At 66.7% G+C, this 20,038-nt stretch carries 13 protein-coding genes and 3 rRNA genes; 9 read left to right on the top strand and 7 right to left on the bottom strand.

Annotation, left to right across the window (positions count from 1 at the left end; translation table 11 throughout):
- Nucleotides 1–104: 104 nt before the first annotated feature.
- Together CGL27_RS26415 and CGL27_RS26410 are read right to left on the bottom strand one after the other, a co-directional pair.
- The gene (locus tag CGL27_RS26415) at nucleotides 105–353 is read right to left on the bottom strand and encodes a hypothetical protein (RefSeq protein ID WP_162952800.1); all 249 of its coding nucleotides are present in this window, start codon (nucleotides 351–353) and stop codon (nucleotides 105–107) included.
- A gap of 199 nt (nucleotides 354–552) precedes the next feature.
- Nucleotides 553–1,467 (bottom strand): hypothetical protein, encoded by a 915-nt coding sequence (locus CGL27_RS26410; RefSeq protein ID WP_119990462.1) that lies wholly within the window; start codon nucleotides 1,465–1,467, stop codon nucleotides 553–555.
- A 96-nt stretch (nucleotides 1,468–1,563) separates the two neighbouring features.
- On the opposite strand from CGL27_RS26410, the gene CGL27_RS26405 reads away from it, so the two are divergent.
- Complete coding sequence (locus tag CGL27_RS26405; RefSeq protein ID WP_119990460.1) at nucleotides 1,564–1,767, top strand: hypothetical protein; 204 nt, start codon at nucleotides 1,564–1,566, stop codon at nucleotides 1,765–1,767.
- A 144-nt stretch (nucleotides 1,768–1,911) separates the two neighbouring features.
- Nucleotides 1,912–3,528: an FAD-binding oxidoreductase gene (locus CGL27_RS26400; RefSeq protein ID WP_119990459.1), complete on the top strand. Its 1,617-nt coding sequence runs from the start codon at nucleotides 1,912–1,914 to the stop codon at nucleotides 3,526–3,528.
- A gap of 164 nt (nucleotides 3,529–3,692) precedes the next feature.
- Here the strand turns inward: CGL27_RS26400 and CGL27_RS26395 are convergent, their stop codons facing one another.
- Together CGL27_RS26395 and CGL27_RS26390 are read right to left on the bottom strand one after the other, a co-directional pair.
- Entirely contained in the window at nucleotides 3,693–4,406 is a 714-nt protein-coding gene (locus tag CGL27_RS26395) for a phosphatase PAP2 family protein (protein ID WP_119990457.1), read from the bottom strand.
- 236 nt (nucleotides 4,407–4,642) lie between these two features.
- Entirely contained in the window at nucleotides 4,643–5,650 is a 1,008-nt protein-coding gene (locus CGL27_RS26390) for a bifunctional lytic transglycosylase/C40 family peptidase (protein ID WP_014053891.1), read from the bottom strand.
- Nucleotides 5,651–5,875: 225 nt separating this feature from the next.
- Between CGL27_RS26390 and CGL27_RS26385 the strand changes: the two genes are divergently transcribed.
- From CGL27_RS26385 to CGL27_RS26355, 7 genes are all read left to right on the top strand, one after another.
- The gene (locus tag CGL27_RS26385; RefSeq protein ID WP_078642720.1) at nucleotides 5,876–6,124 is read left to right on the top strand and encodes a DUF397 domain-containing protein; all 249 of its coding nucleotides are present in this window, start codon (nucleotides 5,876–5,878) and stop codon (nucleotides 6,122–6,124) included.
- A 307-nt stretch (nucleotides 6,125–6,431) separates the two neighbouring features.
- Nucleotides 6,432–6,740: a hypothetical protein gene (locus CGL27_RS26380; RefSeq protein ID WP_009716148.1), complete on the top strand. Its 309-nt coding sequence runs from the start codon at nucleotides 6,432–6,434 to the stop codon at nucleotides 6,738–6,740.
- Nucleotides 6,741–7,060: 320 nt separating this feature from the next.
- Nucleotides 7,061–7,954 carry a hypothetical protein gene (locus CGL27_RS26375; RefSeq protein WP_078642719.1) on the top strand — a complete coding sequence of 298 codons (894 nt, stop codon included), beginning with the start codon at nucleotides 7,061–7,063 and terminating at the stop codon, nucleotides 7,952–7,954.
- A complete protein-coding gene (locus CGL27_RS26370; protein WP_119990455.1) occupies nucleotides 7,944–9,275 on the top strand; it encodes a hypothetical protein in 1,332 nt (443 codons plus the stop codon). Before CGL27_RS26375 ends, CGL27_RS26370 begins: the two co-directional genes overlap by 11 nt.
- 2 nt (nucleotides 9,276–9,277) lie before the next feature.
- Nucleotides 9,278–10,834, top strand: coding sequence for an SCO6880 family protein (locus CGL27_RS26365; RefSeq protein ID WP_119994559.1), 1,557 nt, complete (start codon nucleotides 9,278–9,280; stop codon nucleotides 10,832–10,834).
- Nucleotides 10,835–10,871: 37 nt separating this feature from the next.
- A complete protein-coding gene (locus CGL27_RS26360; protein ID WP_078642717.1) occupies nucleotides 10,872–12,278 on the top strand; it encodes an ATP-binding protein in 1,407 nt (468 codons plus the stop codon).
- A gap of 1 nt (nucleotide 12,279) precedes the next feature.
- Nucleotides 12,280–14,151: a type IV secretory system conjugative DNA transfer family protein gene (locus CGL27_RS26355; protein WP_119990453.1), complete on the top strand. Its 1,872-nt coding sequence runs from the start codon at nucleotides 12,280–12,282 to the stop codon at nucleotides 14,149–14,151.
- A 230-nt stretch (nucleotides 14,152–14,381) separates the two neighbouring features.
- Here CGL27_RS26355 and rrf read toward each other — a convergent pair.
- The 3 genes from rrf to CGL27_RS26340 all read right to left on the bottom strand — a co-directional run bounded on the left by rrf (nucleotide 14,382) and on the right by CGL27_RS26340 (nucleotide 19,530).
- Nucleotides 14,382–14,498: ribosomal RNA gene (gene rrf / locus CGL27_RS26350) — 5S ribosomal RNA — on the bottom strand.
- A 95-nt stretch (nucleotides 14,499–14,593) separates the two neighbouring features.
- Nucleotides 14,594–17,714, bottom strand: a 23S ribosomal RNA gene (locus CGL27_RS26345).
- A gap of 289 nt (nucleotides 17,715–18,003) precedes the next feature.
- Nucleotides 18,004–19,530: ribosomal RNA gene (locus tag CGL27_RS26340) — 16S ribosomal RNA — on the bottom strand.
- Together the 16S, 23S and 5S rRNA genes form the textbook arrangement of a ribosomal RNA operon.
- Nucleotides 19,531–20,038 lie beyond the last annotated feature (508 nt).

The raw sequence follows: 20,038 nt of genomic DNA, 5'->3' as shown, positions 1-20,038 counted from the left end.
CCGGCACGGCCCGTCCCGGGCGCGGATATGACCGCAGTCGGGCGCAGACAGGGCCGCTCGCCGGACGGGGCCGCTGGGCACCCGCCGGCGAGACGGCGACTCCGCTACGGAGCGTCCGGGACCCCGGCCTCCGGGGCGCCCGTCGATTCCTCGGCACCCCTTGCGTCCTCGGCGCGATCAGCGTTATTGACCCCCTTGGTCCGCTTGACGCCGTTGGCACCCTTGGTCCCATTAGCGCCCTTGGCACCCTTGGCTCCCTCGGCCGAATCTGATCGGTCGGCCTGCACCCGGAGCACCTCGTCGATACGGTCCGTACTGAGCCTGTCCTCGTCCGCGCTCGACGCAGCGATCATCAAGTCACCATAGAGATCGATTTCGACGAGGGCCACGGGGTCCGGGCCCGACGAGCCGCGACGCGCAACCACGTGTTTCACCTCCTCCAGCGAGCACCTGCGAGCACTTTCGAGCAGCGGCTTCCCAGCGTAGGGATCGGTACACACTCCGCGCATGGCACGGATGGGCCATTTCGAAGGGTAAAGCAGGCCCCTCCGACTACTTCTGAGGTGATCCGACCTTTCCTGTGTAGATATCCGTGGGCTTGGGGAGCTCGATCACGGCCGGCGCCCCGAAGTCGTACAGCTCCGTCGTCGAGGCGACGCCCACCGCACCGCGCCGCCCGGCGGCGTCCGGCCCCGCCGTCGCCTCCTGGCCGTCGGTCCGGCTGCTCACCGTGAACCGGTGCCGCACCTCGCGCAGCCGGCCGAGCCCGTCGAGATACGCGTCGAAGGTCACCGTGTTCTCGCCGAACCCCCTCGCCGCGGCCACCAGCGACCCCCGCGCGCCCTCCGACGCGACCCGGGCCGCCCGGCCGATGTCGGTGATGCCGCGATAGTGGCGCACCAGATCCCCGTCGAGCCCCTCCTGGCCGACCAGGCTGGCCTTCCGCACCCCGCGCAGCAGTTCGGCGGCGGTCAGCGGATCTGTGGCCCCGCCGGTGACGAGATTGCCGTCGGGAATGTCCGTCGTATCCACCCGCACCCACTTATCGCGGGGAATGCCCGCCCCGCGATTGCGCATGAAAAGCGCTCCGGAGGCCAGGAGTTCGGTGATCGGCGCATGCTCGGCGGCCCCCATCGCGTCCCTCGGCAGCAGCAGCCGCAGCCGACCCAGCCGCTTCTCGAAGTCGTACGCACCGCTGCCGCGGATAGACACGCGGGTGCCGCCCGTCGCCGTCTCCATGGTGGTGCGGACCCGCGAGCTGCCCGATCTGACCAGCACGTCCGCGGCCCGGTGCAGCACCGTGACCGCGCTCTCCCGCGCCGTGCCGCCGGGGCGTTCATCGGCCGCGGTCTCGGTGGAACAGCCGCTGACGCCCGCCAGCGACACGGCCAGCAGGCCGCCCGACACGACACCGGCGACCGCTCTCACCCGTCTCCGTACGCCGAGCCCGCGCTGCTGGAACTCCATCGACCGCCGACCCCCTGGCCACGCTCGTCCACGCTTGATACTTGTTCGTTTAACGATCAGGACCGGTGGCCCGTCACGGCCCGGTAGCGTGGTCATGTGCTCGACTCAGGCGACATAGGCCCCGGCCAGGACCGCACCACCACCGTGGAGAAGGGCTCCTTCTCCATCGCCCGCTGCACCTGCGGCTGGTACGGTCCGGCCCGTCGCGCCAGAGGCACCGCCCGCGACGACGCGGCGGCTCATGCGACGGCCCGTCACTCCCCGTCCGACACAAGCGATTCATCGGACTCGTCCGATTAGTGGGGCTTGTCCGTCCCCCGACAACACTTCGGCAACGAGCGGAACCACATCCCCCGGTCCCTCCCTCTGACCCAGGGACCGGGCCGGCTCCGCGGTGGCCCGGTCGACGGTTGAGAACAGCGTCGACAGGGAGGGGACACCGCCATGAACCGGCGGACACTGCTGGCAGCGGGCACGGGGCTGACGGCCACCGCCACATGGGCCACCGCGTGCGACGACGACGCGGGAAAGGCCGGCGGTGACGGGACCTCCGCCGACTCCGCCTCCTCCTCGGCGCCGGACGCCCATTCGGCCTCCGCGAGCGGCAGGCGCGGCGCCGTCGACGGCAAGCCGAAGTCCGCCGACTGGAGCGCGCTCGGCAAGGACCTGCAGGGCGACCTGGTGCGCCCCGGCGACTCCGACTACACCTCCGCCAGCCGGCTCTACAACACCCGGTTCGACCATCTGCGCCCAGCCGCCGTCGCCTACATAGAGAACACCTCGGACATCTCCGCCTGTCTGGACTTCGCCCGCCGCCATGGCGCCCCCGTCGCCATCCGCAACGGCGGTCACTCCTACGCCGGGTGGTCGAGCGGCGACGGCCGTCTCGTCATCGACGTCTCCGCGCTCTCGTCGATCCGTACGACCTCCGGGGAGGCGCGGATCGGTGGCGGTGCCAAGCTCATCGACGTCTACACCTCACTCGGCACCCGCGGGGTCACCGTCCCCGGCGGTTCCTGCCCGAGCGTCGGCATCTCGGGGCTGACCCTCGGCGGCGGCCACGGTGTGGTCTCCCGGGCGTACGGCCTGACCGCCGACAGCCTTACGGGCGCGACGATCGTCACCGCGGACGGTAAGGCCCTCGAGGTCTCCAAGAACCGCGAGGCCGATCTGTTCTGGGCGCTGCGCGGCGCGGGCAACGGCAACTTCGGCGTCGTCACCGAACTGCGGTTCCGTACGCATGAGGCGGCCGACGGCGTGACTTGCTATATGTCATGGCCATGGTCTAAGGCCACGAAGGTGCTGAGCGCCTGGCAGAAGTGGGGCCCGGACCAGCCGGACGAGATCTGGTCGGCGCTGCATCTGTCCGCCGCCCCCGGGGGCACCCCCACCATCTCCATAAGCTGCTTCTCGCTCGGCACCTACAGCGCGCTGCAGAACGCGGTGGACCGGCTCGCCGACGGACCGGGCGGCCCCGGCCCGTCCGCACAGGTCAGCCTGCGCCGCCGGGGCTACGTCGACGCCATGCGGATGTACGCGGGCTGCGGCGACACCTCCACGACCAACTGCCATCTGCCGGGCGACAAGCCCGGCCACAGCACCTCCGGGGTGCTGAATCGCGAGACCTACGCGGCGCGCTCGGACTTCTACGACCGCTCGCTGAGCCAGGCGGGCGTACGGGCGATGCTCGACCAGGTGGAGCGCTACGGGCGGCGCACCGGCGGCGGGGGCGCGGTGAGCATCGCGCTGACCGCGCTCGGCGGGGCGGTCAACCGGGCCTCGCCCACGACCACGTCCTTCGTCCACCGCCGCTCGCGGTTCCTCGCCCAGTACACCGCGTCCTGGGCGGCGAGCGGCTCGGGCACCGCGGGCAACGCCTGGCTGGACGGGGCCCATACGGCGATGCGGCGGTACGCCTCCGGCGCGGCGTACCAGAACTACACGGACGCGTCGCTGAAGGACTGGCGCTCGGCCTACTACGGCTCGGCCGCCGACAAGCTGACGCGGCTGAAGAAGCGTTACGACCCGGACCGGCTCTTCGACTTCCCACAGGCGCTGTGAGGCCGTTCGCCGTGCGGTGACGACGGCGACCGCGGCCGCAGGGACGACCAGAGGGTTACCGAGCGGCCGGAGACGTGGGGACGCGGATGCGACGAAGGCCCGGCAGCCGCCGGGCCTTCGTCGCATCCGTAAGGAGGCCATCAGGCGTATCCGTAAGGGAGCCGCTAAGCCGCCAGATCCTTGTTCCCGTGGTCGCCGCCCGCTGAGCGGGACTCGGAGAGTTCCGCACACGCCCCGTCCGCGCCCTGGTCGGCGGCGGCGGGCTCGGCCCGTATCAGCCGGCCGACGCGCGAACTCGCGATCGCCGTGGTCAGCGGTGTCAGCAGCATCATCGCGAGCGGCGCCAGCAGCAGCGTGACCGCCGTCCCCAGGGCGAACCCGCCGATCACATCGGTCGGGTAGTGGACCCCCATATAGACGCGGCAGAACCCTTCCAGCAGCGCGAGCCCTATCGCGGCCACCCCGTAGGCGCGGTGGGCCATGAAGACGCCGACGGCAACCGCCATGGTCAGCGTCGCGTGGTCGCTGACGAACGAGAAGTCGGTCTTGCCCGCCACCAGGACGTCGAGCCCCTGGTGGTCCTTGAAGGGCCTCGGCCGCTCGACGAAGCCGCGGATCGGGATGTTGGCGAACAGCGCCAGCCCGGCGGCCAGCGGGGCCCACACAAGCCCGGCGACGGCGGACGGCGCCTCCTGCGGCCGCTTCCGCACACTCCACCAGGCGGCCAGGGTCACCAGGGCGAGCCCGATGATGATCCCGTACTCGCCGACGAACTCCATGACGCGGTCGAACCAGTGGGGGGCGTCCTTCGCCAGCCCGTTGATGTCGTAGAGAAGGCTGACATCGGGGTTCGACCCGTCCAGCGCGAGTCCAGCCATGTGCCGTAGCCCCTTATCTCTTGCCTGTCACTACGTGCAGCTGCCGACCCCCCGTAATGCCTTGCGATCCGTGGCATCGCGACCGGCGCCGGAGAGTCCGCCGTCGATCCACGCTGATCCACGCTCCGATCCACCTCCAGGGAACTCCCTCTTCTCGCCGGGGGTTCCGTACTCCACCCAACGATCACCGGGACGTTATCGAAGGGTGACCGATCGTCGCAGCTCAGGGGGAATCCTTACGCGGAGTTCGCCCGCGGCAGCGCTTTCGCGCCATCTTGAGTCACCCGTGTAGCACCGATGTAGTCCGGCGAGTCGATCTTGTCAAAACGGATCACCGCACCGGTGTAGGGCGCGTTGATCATGTAACCGCCGCCCACATACATCCCCACGTGGTGGATCGATCTCGGGTCGTCGAGGTCATAGGCGAAGAAGACCAGGTCCCCGGGGAGTAGCTCGTTCCGCTTGGGGTGGGGTCCGGCGTTCCACTGGTCGTTGGCGACGCGCGGCAGGTCGATCCCGACCGTCTTGTACGCCGCCTTCGTCAGCCCCGAGCAGTCGAACCGCCCGCCCTCCTCCGGCGTGCCGTTCCCGCCCCACAGATAGGGCTTGCCGAGCTGCTTCTGCGCGAAGTAGATCGCCCCGGCCGACTGCTGGGAGGGCTGGACCTTCTGGATCGGCGCCTCGAAGCTCTTGGCGAGGGTGGTGATGGTCTTCACGTAGTTCTGGGTCTCGCGGTAAGGCGGCACCCCGCCGTACTTGATCACGGCATAGGCGCCCGCGTTGTACGAGGCCAGCATGTTGTGCGTCTGATTGCCCGGCACATCCTTGACGTACTTGGCGAGCGAGCAGTCATAGGCCGCCGCCGACGGGATCGCGTCCTGGGGGTCCCAGATATCCCTGACGCCGTCCTTATTGCCGTCGACCCCGTGCGAGGCCCAGGTGGCGGGGATGAACTGCGCTATCCCCTTGGCGTTGGCCGGGCTCTGCGCCTTCGCGTTCCAGCCGCTCTCCTGGTAGAGCTGCGCGGCGAGGAGCGCGGGATTGATGGCGGGGCAGGAGTTCCCGTACTGCTGGATCAGCGGTTCGTACGAGGAGGGAACGGAGCCCTTCGCCAGCCCGACGGCCTTACCGCCCGCACCGCCGATGAGATCCGCCGCGACCATATAGGTGCCGACGACGAGCAGCGCGACGAAGGAAAAGGAGACTCCGATACCGACACTGACACCCAGCCAGACCTTACGCACCCGGCCATCCTCCCCCATCCGCCCGCGATGCGAACGCGTTTACGTCCCCACGGCGAAAATCAGCCGCTCCCCAGCCGAAACCATACGGCGGGCCGCCGACGCGCGCCCCCTTATGCGCCGCCCACCCGCCCCGCGCGCCTCACCGCTCCGCCCAGGCCGCCACTCGCGGAGTCGCGCAACGCGTAGAGTCCAGCCGTCCGAGCACCACGACCCTGGGGGCCGCAGATGACACGGCGCGACTGGCAAGAGCTCGACTGGCAGCGGGCCGCACCCGCCGACAGCGAGGAGGGCCGCGCCTACCTCGAGGTGGCCGAGGGCCCCGACGACCAGATCATGATGCGCGAGAGCAACGACCCGGAGACCGTCGTCGTCACGACCCGGACCAAGTGGGAGGCGTTCATCAAGGGCGTCAAGGCGGGCGAGTTCGACGACTTCGCCGACCTCGCGGAGACCGACGAGCCCACGGGGAAGTGAGCGGCCGATGGCCCTTCACCGATGCCCCTCTGGCTCTCACTGACGGCCTTCACCGCCGGTCCTCACCGCCGGTCCTCACCGATCGTTGCCCGACGCTCACCCGCGTGATACACAGAGTGACCATACGACACTCCGCTGACACGCCTCACACGTCCGCCAGACGGCCGTGTCCCACAACACGCACGAGATCCGCCAAGAAATGCCGCCAAGTCGACATGCGGAAGCGGATTCATCAGCGAAGATAGAGGCTGACCCACGCCATGCCGGCGGGGGGACACAACAACCCACAAGGGGCGGTGAGTTCATCATGTTCCTAGCGGCCGAAAAGGGCGACATCAACACCATCATCGGTGGAATCGCCCCAGACTGGGGCCCGTTCGGCAGTCTGGGCAGCGAGGCCCGCGTCATGATCGAGGTCGTGATGGCGGTCGCACTGCTGCTGTGCTTCGGCATCGCCATCTGGGGCGCGGCCAAGCAGCGGATCGGCGCGACGGCCCTGCGGGACACCTTCAGCGCGGAGCAGGGCAAGGGGCTGATCGTCGCCGGCCTGACCGGTGTGTTCATCATCGGATCACTGGGCACGCTCTTCACGATCGTGTACGGCATGGCCATCTAGCCGCGCCCCCGCCCGCCTCCGAGCCGCCCCCCTGCGCGGGGCGCACACCCCTGGCCGCAAGCCCCCGCTCCCGATTCCCCCTACCGGTCCCCCACCCCGTACCCGAGGCTGCTCCCTGATGCCCGCTCCCGCTCACCACGCTGAGGACGTGTCAGCTTGATGTCCACTCACACCAGCGCGCCCGAGCGTCAGTCCTCGCCGTTACCGTCGTATGCGGGTGACGGAAGAGGGACCATGGATGACGCGGCCGGCACGATCGGCAGGCTCGGCGGGATCAGCAGTCTCGGCAGGCTCGGCACGGGTGAAGGGGCGTACGCAGGATGAGTCTCGGCGGCGACGACGGATACGGCGGTGACTACGAGGGCCATGAGGCGCGCCGCGGCCGCGGCGCGGCCCCTGGAGATCACCTGACGCGCACCCGCCTGCCCGAGGGCGACGGCGACCCATACGGCCCGCCCCGCCGAGCCCCCGGCCGCGCCGGCAAGCCCAGCCGCAACCTGATCACCGTGGTCAGCGTCGTCGTCCTCCTCCTCGCGGCCATCGCCTTCGTCAACCGCGGCAGCGGCGGCAAGGACGGCGACTCCAGCAGCGACGACACCGGCGGCACCGGCACCGAAGCCCGCCCCACCGCCCCCACGGGCGAGCGCCCGGTCGACGGCAAGAACAACACCACGGGCATCGCCTCGGGCTTCGCCAAGTCGGAACAGGGAGCCCAGAGCGCGGCGGCGAACTATGCGGTGGCGCTGGGGTCCGCCGATATGTACAACCGCGACCGCCGCCATGAGATCGTCCCCCAGATCTTCACCAGCGCTGCCGCCGGCCGGCTCCAGAGCAGGCTCGACAAGGCCTACTCCGAGGCATCCCTGGAGAGAATCGGCCTGGACGCGAACGGTAAGGCGCCCGACGGCATGACCTACGTCTCGCGTACCGCCCCCGTGGGCACGAAAGTCGGCAAAGTCTCGGACACCAGCGCGACCGTCGCGGTCTGGTGCACCGGCGTATTCGGCACGGCCGGAGAGGGATCGAAGAACCCGGTCACCAACGACTGGTTCACCCTGACGCTCAAGCTGCGGTGGGTGAACAACGACTGGAAAGCCGAGAGCTATTCGCAGAAGGCTGGTCCGGCACCGGTCAACAGCGACCGCACCGCGTCCACGGCCGATGAGATCGCCAAGGCAGTCGAGCAGTACGGAGGGTTCACCTATGCCCGCTAGCCCCCGCCGACGCGCTCTCACCCTCGCCGGAGCCCTGGCTTCCGTGCAGACGGCCGCTATCCTCCTGGCCAGCCGCGCTGCGGCGGCACCGAGCCCCACCCCGACCCCGTCGGACGACGGTCACTGCGGCGACATCATCGGCCCCGCACCCTGCGGTAAGGATTCCGGCGGCTCCAGCGGCCCCCCCGACCCCTCCAACCCCTTGGACCCCGCCGCCTCCCTCGCCCGCGGCTGCGCCGACGCCGCCTCCTGGCTCATCGGCAAGCTCTCCAAGCTGGTCAAGGAGACGGCCACCGTCGACTTCACCAACGAGGCCTTCCTCCGCCAGTACGCCGTCGTCTTCGCCGCCTCCACCGTCCTCACCCTCATCCTCTGGCTCCTCGCCGTCGCCAAGCGCGCCATCCGCGGCGTCCCCCTCGGCGAGGCGCTCTCCGAAGCCATTGGCTTCCTCTGGCTGACGGTCCTGGCCTCCGCGTTCACCCCTCTCATCCTCTATACGGTCGTCACCGCGACCGACGCCGTCACCGAAGCCATCGCCTCCGGCACCGGTGCGGACAACGACGCCTTCTTCGGCTCCTTCGCCCAGGCGCTCAAGCGGGACGAGGACATCGGCGGCGGCCCGATCATGCTCATCGTCGTCTCGCTTGTGACGATCCTCGCCGCCGGCGTCCTCTGCCTCGAGCTCGTCATCCGCGCCGCCCTCCTCTACGTGGGCGCGCTGCTCGGCACCGCCGTCTACTCGGGCCTCGTCGACAAGAACATGTGGGGGCATGTGCGCCGCTGGGCCGGGATCATGATCGCCGTGATCCTCGTCAAGCCGGTGATCATGATCGTGCTGGCCCTCGCCGGCGCGCTCTCCACCTCCGGTGACAAGCCCGATGCCTTCTCGGCCGTCGTCTCCGGCCTGTCCATCATCATCCTCGCCATCTTCGCCAGCGCGATGATCTACCGCTTCGTACCCGGCTTCGGCGACGAGATCGTCAAGGCCCGCAGCGCCAGCTCCGACCCCGCGTCCCGCCAGGCCGCCGCCGTCATCACGTCCCCCGCGGCCCTGGTGAAGCAGGGCATCAACGCCCACAGCGCCCGCGGCGGAGGCGAGACCGGTGGGGGCGGCGGCGCCCCGGGGCAGGCCAAGCCCGCCAACCCCGTCTCCGGCGGCGTGGCGGCCCACAGCACCCGCACCAGCGGCGGAGGCGGAACCTCGGGCGGCGGGGGCGGCGGCCCCGCGCCCGCCAGCCGCACCGGCCACACCGGAGGCTCCCGCGGCGGCTCCGCCACCAACCGCGGCTCCGGCAACAACTCGGGAGGTGACCGGCGGTGACGATCGACGCCCAGTCGCACCCCATCGCGCCCCGTCGCACATATCTGATCGGGCGCCCCCGCCCGAACGCGGTCGTCGGCAAGAACCGCGAGACCGGGGAGATCGCACTGATCATCGGGGGAGCCTTCATCGGAATGATGTGCGGCCTGCTGGTGCAGGTGCTGATGTTCCGCATCGTCGCCCTGGTCGGCTTCCCCACCCTCGCCCTCGCCGCCGTGTACGTCCCGTACAACGGGCGGACGTTCTACCGCTGGTTCGAGATCAACCGCTCCTACAAGCGCAGCGTCCGTAAGGGCACCACCGCCTACCGCTCCGGCGCCACGGAGGCCGGCACCCGCCTCGACGGCCGGGAGATCGAGGTCGGTCCGCCCCCCGGCATCGGCCGGATCAACTGGCTGGCGGCCCCCTTCGGCCCCGACGAGATCGCCGTGCTCCTGCACGCCGACCGCCGCACCGTCACCGCCGCCATCGAGATCGAGGGCCCCGGCGTCGGACTGCGCGACAGCGAGGACCAGGAAGCCCTCGTGGACCGGTTCGGCACTCTGCTCAAGCATGTGGCCAACGGCGACGGTTTCGTGACCCGTCTGCAGATCCTGGCCCGCACCCTCCCCGCCGACCCCGACGCGCACGCCAAGGACGTCGAGCGGCGCGGCGACCACCAGGCCCCCAACTGGCTCAAGGACTCCTACGACCAACTGCAGTCCATGGTCTCCACCTCCTCCGAGCAGCACCGCGCCTATCTCGTCGCCTGTATGCACTACACCCGCGACCTCGCCGCCGAGGCCCAGGCCATCGCGCGCGCCGCCCGCCACAGCGGCGCCGGCCGCCGCATCGACAAGGACGCGGGCCTCGCCGTGGTGATGGCCCGTGAGCTCACCGACATCTGTGCCCGGCTCGCCGAGGCCGACATCCGGGTGCGGCAGCCCCTGGGGCAGGGGCGGCTGGCGTCGCTCGTCCACTCCATGTACGACCCGGACCACCCCATCGACCACATCCAGGCGATGACCAAGCGGAACGCCTGGCCCGCCGAGCTGGACGCCATGGAGCCCACCTACCTCCAGGCCAAGACGCGGGAGTCGAGCACCCGCGAGCCCTGGTGCCACTCCACGGCCTGGGTAAAGGAGTGGCCCATGACGCCGGTCGGGGTCAACTTCCTGGCCCCGCTGCTCGTCCACACCCCCGATGTCATCCGTACGGTCGCCGTCTGTATGGACCTCGAGCCCACCGAGGTCGCCATCGAGCGAATGCTCACCGAGAAGACCAACGACGAGGCCGAGGCCAGCCGCGCCGCGAAGATGAACCGCACCGTCGACCCGCGCGACATCGCCGCCCACGGCCGGCTCGACCAGCGCGGCGAGGATCTCGCCAGCGGCGCCGCGGGCGTCAACCTCGTCGGCTACATCACCGTGTCCTCCCGGTCCCCGGAGGCCCTCGCGCGCGACAAGCGGACCATCCGGGCCTCGGCGGGGAAGAGCTATCTCAAGCTGGAGTGGTGCGACCGCGAGCACCACCGGGCCTTTGTGAACACGTTGCCGTTCGCGACCGGCATCCGCCGATAGAGACGACTGGGACGACAGGGACGATAGGGGCTCCGCAGTGGCCGATCCGATGAGCGCCGTCACCGATGCGTTCACCAGCTTTCTGTTCGGAAAGGTGGAGACGACGCGGCTGCCCGTGCGCACCTCCACCGGCCAGGCGCAGGCCGTCTACCTGCCCACCGCGGCCCCCGGCCTCGGCGACTCCGGCGTGATCATCGGCCGCGAGGTCTACTCCGGCAAGGGCTATATCTACGACCCCTTCCAGCTCTACGGCCAGCAGCTGCCGGCCCCTCACTGGCTGGTGCTCGGCGAGTCCGGAAACGGAAAGTCGGCCCTGGAGAAGACCTACGTCCTGCGTCAGCTGCGGTTCCGCGACCGCCAGGTGGTGGTGCTGGACGCCCAGGGCGAGGACGGGGTCGGCGAATGGAATCTCATCGCCCAGGAGCTGGGGATAACGCCCATCCGGCTCGACCCCATGGCGGCCCTGGACGGCGGTATCCGCCTGAACCCCCTGGATCCGGCGATCACCACGACCGGTCAGCTCGCCCTGCTCCGCACGATCATCGAGGTCGCGATGGGGCACGGGCTCGACGAGCGCTCCGGGTTCGCCCTGAAGGTCGCGCACGCCTACGTCAACGAGACCATCGTCGACCGCCAGCCGGTGCTGACCGACATCGTGGAGCAGCTGCGCCACCCCGAGGAGGATTCGGCGGCGGCGATGAACGTCGATATAGACGATGTACGGGCCTGGGGCCTCGATGTCGCCCTGGTGCTGGACCGGCTGGTCGACGGCGATCTGCGCGGTATGTTCGACGGCCCCACCACGGCTGGAATCGATCTGGACTCACCCCTGATCGTCTTCGACCTGTCCCATATCGATCGCAACTCGATCGCGATGCCGATCCTGATGGCCATCGTGGGCGTCTGGCTGGAGCACACCTGGATCCGTCCCGATCGCAGGAAGCGCATCTTCCTGGTCGAAGAGGCGTGGCACATCATCAATTCCCCCTTCGTCGCCCAGCTCTTCCAGCGGCTGCTGAAGTTCGGGCGACGGCTCGGCCTGTCCTTCGTCGCCGTCGTCCACCATCTCTCCGACGTGGTCGACGGCGCGGCGGCCCGGGAAGCCGCGGCCATCCTCAAGATGGCCTCCACACGGACGATCTACGCCCAGAAGGCGGACGAGGCACGGGCCACCGGCCGCGTCCTGGGCCTGCCCCGCTGGGCCGTCGAAATCATCCCGACGCTCTCCCCCGGTATCGCCGTATGGGACGTCAACGGCAACGTACAGGTCGTCAAACACCTGATCACCGAGGCCGAGCGGCCCCTGGTCTACACCGACCGGGCGATGACGGAGGACGGGCTGGCCGTCCAGATGGCGGCCGAGGCGGAGGCCGAGGAGCGAGCCGCCGCGGCGGTCGAGGCGGAAACCTACGGCGGGCCGTCGTACGGATCAACGGTGGCGTGAGATGGCAGCGGGACAGAACCACGGCGGGCCCGCGGAGCACGGAAGACCTCCGTCCGCGGAAGGCGGCATTCCGGACGGTCTGCTGATCGGCGCCATCGGCCTCCTGCTGGGCACGCTCGGCCTGATGTGGTCGGCGACCGGGCTGGCCGGGCTCTTCGCCCGCGGCGCCTGGCCGGACAACCTGACCTTCATGCGGACACCGGTGGCACTGCGCCATCTGGTGCAGGAGCCCCAGGACCTGGCGGCGGCATGGCCCAGCACCCCGAAGGACCAGCTGTCGGGGTACGGGCTGTTCTGGGGCGTCTTCATCAGTGAGCTGATGGTGCTGATCGTGCTGACGATCTTCGTGATCGGCACACTGGCCCGCTACCGGACGGTCCGCACCCAGCGCCGCGCCGACGCGACCGCCCGCGCGGAGGCGGCGGAGGCGAAACGACTCGGCCTTACGGGCGCGGGCGCCGCCGAGGACGGCTTCGGAACCGGCAACGGTACGAGGAGGGAGCCGGCCCCGGGCACCGAGGCGCCACCCCCGCCCGCACCAGTCCCTGGAAGCGGCCCGGCGTCCGCAGGAGCCGCCTCCGGCGCCGCCAGACCCCCTGAGGGCTCCTCGGCCTCCTGGTCCGAGAGCGCCGCTCCAGGCCACCCCGTCGGGCCCCCGGCACCGGCCGAGGCGGTTGCCGGCAACGGCCTCGTCGCACCCGTCGCCGGTCACCCCCACGACGCCGAGGCCGTCGCCGCTGAGGCGGCCACCGGGACGGGCCACCAGCCGCATCCCCACATCGCCGAGCAGAGAGCCCGCGCGCAGGGCGCCCCCACGGACGGCGCGAGCACACCGCCCGCCCACGACGGTCTGTACGCCCCGCTCGGCCCCGACCCGGTGTCCGCTCAACCGCTCCCCACTCCTCGCACCGACCCGCTGACGGCGGCCGGCCTTCCCGACGGCGAGTTGGCCCAGTCCCGTGTCCTCTTCGGTGCCCAGCGCGGCGAGTCCGCGGCCCACACCGTCCTGGAGGCCTTCGGCCCCGTCCTGGTCGTCACCAGCGATCCCGAGCTCTGGTCCACCACCAAGGACGCCCGCGCCAAGCTCGGCCCCACCCACGTCTTCGATCCGTCCCATCTGCTCGACACTCCCGCCCGGCTGCGCTGGAACCCGGCGTCGGACTGCGGCTCCCGCGATATCGCGGCCTCCCGCGCCGTCGCCCTCCTCGCCCCCGTACGGCCCATGCACGCCATGGACCGGCCCATGGCGGAAGCCGCGGAGACGATGCTCCGCTGCTGGCTGCACGCCGCCGCGGTGGACGGCCGGCCCTTCCGCCATGTGCACCGCTGGGCGCAGGGCAGCTCGGCCCACGAGCCCGTGAAGATCCTCCGTACGCATCCCAAGGCGGCGGGCGGCGCGGCCGGCGAGCTGGAGGCCACGCTCACCGCACACCGTGAACGCCGCGATATGGCCCAGGAGCTGACCGCCCGTGCCCTCGGCGCGCTGTCCTCGATCCACATCCGGGACGCCTGCAATCCGGGCCGCGCCGACACGCTCGCACTGGAGTCATTCGTCGCCGAAGGGGGAACGCTGTATCTGATGGGTGAGTCCATCGAGGACCCCCGAGCCCATCCGGGTGCGATGCCCCTCTTGACCGCACTCGCCTCAGACGTGGTCGAGCACGGCCGGCGCATGGCCGAACGGTCATCCTCCGGTCGGCTCGACCCACCACTGACTCTCGTCCTGGACGACGTCGCCGCTGTAGCGCCGCTCCCGGCGCTCCCCGATCTCCTCACCCAGGGCGCGGCCCAGGGCCTGCCCACACTGGCCCTGATGCGCTCCCAGGAACAAGCACGAGCCCGCTGGCCCCACCGCTCCCTGGTGGGCCAGTAGTCGGGCTGGCCGGGACGGACACCGCGACAGAGGCCCCCGGTCAGCCGTTCCCAGGGTCCCCAGGCCGTGGACAAGAGGCCGCCGTGGCGCATCGTCCGATGGTGCTTACCGAGGCCTCTCTTTCGTGTCTTTCGTGTGCAAGCGGGGACGGATATTGCGGCGAACAACGAGGCGAACGCAAAAAAGCCTCGGTCTCAAGCACTGAATGCTCGGGACCGAGGCTAAAGATTGTTCGGCGGTGTCCTACTCTCCCACAGGGTCCCCCCTGCAGTACCATCGGCGCTGAAAGGCTTAGCTTCCGGGTTCGAAATGTAACCGGGCGTTTCCCTAACGCTATGACCACCGAAACACTATGAAACTGAACCGGAACCACACCCCAAACAAGAAGGGGGGTTCAATACGGTTCATTGCTTCAGAACCAACACAGTGGACGCGAGCACCTGAGGACAAGCCCTCGGCCTATTAGTACCAGTCAACTCCACCAGTTACCCGGCTTCCATATCTGGCCTATCAACCCAGTCGTCTACTGGGAGCCTTAACCCATCAAGTGGGTGGGAGTCCTCATCTCGAAGCAGGCTTCCCGCTTAGATGCTTTCAGCGGTTATCCCTCCCGAACGTAGCCAACCAGCCATGCCCTTGGCAGGACAACTGGCACACCAGAGGTTCGTCCGTCCCGGTCCTCTCGTACTAGGGACAGCCCTTCTCAAGACTCCTACGCGCACAGCGGATAGGGACCGAACTGTCTCACGACGTTCTAAACCCAGCTCGCGTACCGCTTTAATGGGCGAACAGCCCAACCCTTGGGACCGACTCCAGCCCCAGGATGCGACGAGCCGACATCGAGGTGCCAAACCATCCCGTCGATATGGACTCTTGGGGAAGATCAGCCTGTTATCCCCGGGGTACCTTTTATCCGTTGAGCGACGGCGCTTCCACAAGCCACCGCCGGATCACTAGTCCCGACTTTCGTCCCTGCTCGACCCGTCGGTCTCACAGTCAAGCTCCCTTGTGCACTTACACTCAACACCTGATTGCCAACCAGGCTGAGGGAACCTTTGGGCGCCTCCGTTACCCTTTAGGAGGCAACCGCCCCAGTTAAACTACCCACCAGACACTGTCCCTGATCCGGATCACGGACCCAGGTTAGACATCCAGCACGACCAGAGTGGTATTTCAACAATGACTCCACCACAACTGGCGTTGCGGCTTCACAGTCTCCCACCTATCCTACACAAGCCGAACCGAACACCAATATCAAGCTATAGTAAAGGTCCCGGGGTCTTTCCGTCCTGCTGCGCGAAACGAGCATCTTTACTCGTAGTGCAATTTCACCGGGCCTATGGTTGAGACAGTCGAGAAGTCGTTACGCCATTCGTGCAGGTCGGAACTTACCCGACAAGGAATTTCGCTACCTTAGGATGGTTATAGTTACCACCGCCGTTTACTGGCGCTTAAGTTCTCAGCTTCGCCACACCGAAATGTGACTAACCGGTCCCCTTAACGTTCCAGCACCGGGCAGGCGTCAGTCCGTATACATCGCCTTACGGCTTCGCACGGACCTGTGTTTTTAGTAAACAGTCGCTTCTCGCTGGTCTCTGCGGCCACCACCAGCTCAAGGAGAAAATCCCATCACCAGCAATGGCCCCCCTTCTCCCGAAGTTACGGGGGCATTTTGCCGAGTTCCTTAACCATAGTTCACCCGAACGCCTCGGTATTCTCTACCTGACCACCTGAGTCGGTTTAGGGTACGGGCCGCCATGAAACTCGCTAGAGGCTTTTCTCGACAGCATAGGATCATCCACTTCACCACAATCGGCTCGGCATCAGGTCTCACCCCTAAAGAGGAACGGATTTACCTACTCCTCGGGCTACACCCTTACCCCGGGACAACCACCGCCCGGGCTGGACTACCTTCCTGCGTCACCCCATCACTCACCTACTACAGGTCTGGACCGTCGGCTCCACCACTCCCCTCAACTCCGAAGAGATCAGGGCGGCTTCACGGACTTAGCATCGCCTGGTTCGACGTTGGCGCTTCAAAGCGGGTACCGGAATATCAACCGGTTGTCCATCGACTACGCCTGTCGGCCTCGCCTTAGGTCCCGACTTACCCTGGGCAGATCAGCTTGACCCAGGAACCCTTAGTCAATCGGCGCACACGTTTCCCACGTGTGTATCGCTACTCATGCCTGCATTCTCACTCGTGAACCATCCACAACTCGCTTACACGGCTGCTTCACCCGGCACACGACGCTCCCCTACCCATCACAGCGATCGTTAGACCACATGCTGCAATGACACGACTTCGGCGGTACGCTTGAGCCCCGCTACATTGTCGGCGCGGAATCACTTGACCAGTGAGCTATTACGCACTCTTTCAAGGATGGCTGCTTCTAAGCCAACCTCCTGGTTGTCTCTGCGACTCCACATCCTTTCCCACTTAGCGTACGCTTAGGGGCCTTAGTCGATGCTCTGGGCTGTTTCCCTCTCGACCATGGAGCTTATCCCCCACAGTCTCACTGCCGCGCTCTCACTTACCGGCATTCGGAGTTTGGCTAAGGTCAGTAACCCGGTAGGGCCCATCGCCTATCCAGTGCTCTACCTCCGGCAAGAAACACACGACGCTGCACCTAAATGCATTTCGGGGAGAACCAGCTATCACGGAGTTTGATTGGCCTTTCACCCCTAACCACAGGTCATCCCCCAGGTTTTCAACCCTGGTGGGTTCGGTCCTCCACGAAGTCTTACCTCCGCTTCAACCTGCCCATGGCTAGATCACTCCGCTTCGGGTCTTGAGCGCGCTACTAAACCGCCCTATTCGGACTCGCTTTCGCTACGGCTTCCCCACACGGGTTAACCTCGCAACACACCGCAAACTCGCAGGCTCATTCTTCAAAAGGCACGCAGTCACGACCGTGCTCCGAAGAACACGGCGACGCTCCCACGGCTTGTAGGCACACGGTTTCAGGTACTATTTCACTCCGCTCCCGCGGTACTTTTCACCATTCCCTCACGGTACTATCCGCTATCGGTCACCAGGGAATATTTAGGCTTAGCGGGTGGTCCCGCCAGATTCACACAGGATTTCTCGGGCCCCGTGCTACTTGGGAAATACTCAAGCAAGTTGCTGACGTTTCAGCTACGGGGGTCTTACCCTCTACGCCGGGCCTTTCGCATGCCCTTCGCCTACATCAACAATTTCTGACTCACCGACCAGCCGGCAGACCGATCAAAAGCACTCCCACAACCCCGTATGCGCAACCCCTGCCGGGTATCACACACATACGGTTTAGCCTCATCCAGTTTCGCTCGCCACTACTCCCGGAATCACGGTTGTTTTCTCTTCCTGCGGGTACTGAGATGTTTCACTTCCCCGCGTTCCCTCCACATACCCTATGTGTTCAGGTATGGGTGACAGCCCATGACGACTGCCGGGTTTCCCCATTCGGACACCCCCGGATCAAAGCTCGGTTGACAGCTCCCCGGGGCCTATCGCGGCCTCCCACGTCCTTCATCGGTTCCTGGTGCCAAGGCATCCACCGTGCGCCCTTAAAAACTTGGCCACAGATGCTCGCGTCCACTGTGCAGTTCTCAAACAACGACCCGTACCCCGTCACCCACACTCACCGTGCGGTTCACCGGGACCGGCCGAAGGAACAGGCAACTTTCCAGCCCGTACCCTCAGACACCCAACAGCGTGCCCGACACCGTCCACCTGATCCGATCCGCGTTCCACGCCCCAGAGGGCAGTACTAGCGGTCTTCACACGAAGGACTGTGCCGAATAGTCAACGTTCCACCCATGAGCAAACCGTGCGAGACATGCGCTCGCAGTCGGCTATGTGCTCCTTAGAAAGGAGGTGATCCAGCCGCACCTTCCGGTACGGCTACCTTGTTACGACTTCGTCCCAATCGCCAGTCCCACCTTCGACGGCTCCCCCCACAAGGGTTGGGCCACCGGCTTCGGGTGTTACCGACTTTCGTGACGTGACGGGCGGTGTGTACAAGGCCCGGGAACGTATTCACCGCAGCAATGCTGATCTGCGATTACTAGCGACTCCGACTTCATGGGGTCGAGTTGCAGACCCCAATCCGAACTGAGACCGGCTTTTTGAGATTCGCTCCACCTCACGGCTTCGCAGCTCATTGTACCGGCCATTGTAGCACGTGTGCAGCCCAAGACATAAGGGGCATGATGACTTGACGTCGTCCCCACCTTCCTCCGAGTTGACCCCGGCAGTCTCCTGTGAGTCCCCATCACCCCGAAAGGCATGCTGGCAACACAGAACAAGGGTTGCGCTCGTTGCGGGACTTAACCCAACATCTCACGACACGAGCTGACGACAGCCATGCACCACCTGTACACCGACCACAAGGGGGCCCCTGTCTCCAGAGGTTTCCGGTGTATGTCAAGCCTTGGTAAGGTTCTTCGCGTTGCGTCGAATTAAGCCACATGCTCCGCCGCTTGTGCGGGCCCCCGTCAATTCCTTTGAGTTTTAGCCTTGCGGCCGTACTCCCCAGGCGGGGAACTTAATGCGTTAGCTGCGGCGCGGACAACGTGGAATGTCGCCCACACCTAGTTCCCAACGTTTACGGCGTGGACTACCAGGGTATCTAATCCTGTTCGCTCCCCACGCTTTCGCTCCTCAGCGTCAGTGTCGGCCCAGAGATCCGCCTTCGCCACCGGTGTTCCTCCTGATATCTGCGCATTTCACCGCTACACCAGGAATTCCGATCTCCCCTACCGAACTCTAGCCTGCCCGTATCGAATGCAGACCCGGAGTTAAGCTCCGGGCTTTCACATCCGACGCGACAAGCCGCCTACGAGCTCTTTACGCCCAATAATTCCGGACAACGCTTGCGCCCTACGTATTACCGCGGCTGCTGGCACGTAGTTAGCCGGCGCTTCTTCTGCAGGTACCGTCACTCTCGCTTCTTCCCTGCTGAAAGAGGTTTACAACCCGAAGGCCGTCATCCCTCACGCGGCGTCGCTGCATCAGGCTTTCGCCCATTGTGCAATATTCCCCACTGCTGCCTCCCGTAGGAGTCTGGGCCGTGTCTCAGTCCCAGTGTGGCCGGTCGCCCTCTCAGGCCGGCTACCCGTCGTCGCCTTGGTAGGCCATCACCCCACCAACAAGCTGATAGGCCGCGGGCTCATCCTGCACCGCCGGAGCTTTCCACACGCATCCCATGCGGGAGCGTGTCATATCCGGTATTAGACCCCGTTTCCAGGGCTTGTCCCAGAGTGCAGGGCAGATTGCCCACGTGTTACTCACCCGTTCGCCACTAATCCCCGGCCGAAACCGGTTCATCGTTCGACTTGCATGTGTTAAGCACGCCGCCAGCGTTCGTCCTGAGCCAGGATCAAACTCTCCGTGAATGCTTCCGGGATATCCCGGTCACACAGTCACGAGAGCGGAGCAGACCGGAGGAATAATCCAGTCCGCTCACAGCGTCCTCGCTGTGTATTTTTTCCAAAGGAACCTCGTCCGAGATGGACGGGGTATCAACATATCTGGCGTTGACTTTTGGCACGCTGTTGAGTTCTCAAGGAACGGACGCTTCCTTTGAAACCGTTTCACCGGTCTCTCCGGGCGCTTCCCCTCGGTGTTTCCAACCTTACCAGATCCGTTTTCCGTTCCGTTTCCGGTCCGAATTCCGTTTCCGGCCCCCTGTTGGAGCGGGGTCTTTCGCGCCTTCCGGCGTGTCCACTACTTTAGCGGATTCCCCCGGAAGCTCATAATCGAGCTTCCCGATCCGAATTCCGGCATGCCGAAATCCATCCCGATGAGGGACCGTGCAGAAGTGGTTTGCCGCCGGTGCGGCTCAAGTGCCGACCAGAGAACCGTGACGGCTCCGTGGCAGCTCGGAGTACATTACGGATCGCC

The sequence above is a fragment of the Streptomyces sp. 11-1-2 genome (assembly GCF_003595545.1).
Classification (GTDB): domain Bacteria; phylum Actinomycetota; class Actinomycetes; order Streptomycetales; family Streptomycetaceae; genus Streptomyces; species Streptomyces hygroscopicus_B.
This window is presented reverse-complemented; position numbering and strand designations above follow the sequence as displayed.

Excerpts from the sequence above, each read along its gene's own strand:
- CGL27_RS26415 (WP_162952800.1), bottom strand. The coding sequence starts at position 353 with ATGATCGCTGCGTCGAGCGCGGACGAGGACAGGCTCAGTACGGACCGT.
- CGL27_RS26410 (WP_119990462.1), bottom strand. The coding sequence starts at position 1,467 with ATGGAGTTCCAGCAGCGCGGGCTCGGCGTACGGAGACGGGTGAGAGCG.
- CGL27_RS26400 (WP_119990459.1), top strand. The coding sequence starts at position 1,912 with ATGAACCGGCGGACACTGCTGGCAGCGGGCACGGGGCTGACGGCCACC.
- CGL27_RS26395 (WP_119990457.1), bottom strand. The coding sequence starts at position 4,406 with ATGGCTGGACTCGCGCTGGACGGGTCGAACCCCGATGTCAGCCTTCTC.
- CGL27_RS26385 (WP_078642720.1), top strand. The coding sequence starts at position 5,876 with ATGACACGGCGCGACTGGCAAGAGCTCGACTGGCAGCGGGCCGCACCC.
- CGL27_RS26380 (WP_009716148.1), top strand. The coding sequence starts at position 6,432 with ATGTTCCTAGCGGCCGAAAAGGGCGACATCAACACCATCATCGGTGGA.
- CGL27_RS26375 (WP_078642719.1), top strand. The coding sequence starts at position 7,061 with ATGAGTCTCGGCGGCGACGACGGATACGGCGGTGACTACGAGGGCCAT.
- CGL27_RS26370 (WP_119990455.1), top strand. The coding sequence starts at position 7,944 with ATGCCCGCTAGCCCCCGCCGACGCGCTCTCACCCTCGCCGGAGCCCTG.
- CGL27_RS26355 (WP_119990453.1), top strand. The coding sequence starts at position 12,280 with ATGGCAGCGGGACAGAACCACGGCGGGCCCGCGGAGCACGGAAGACCT.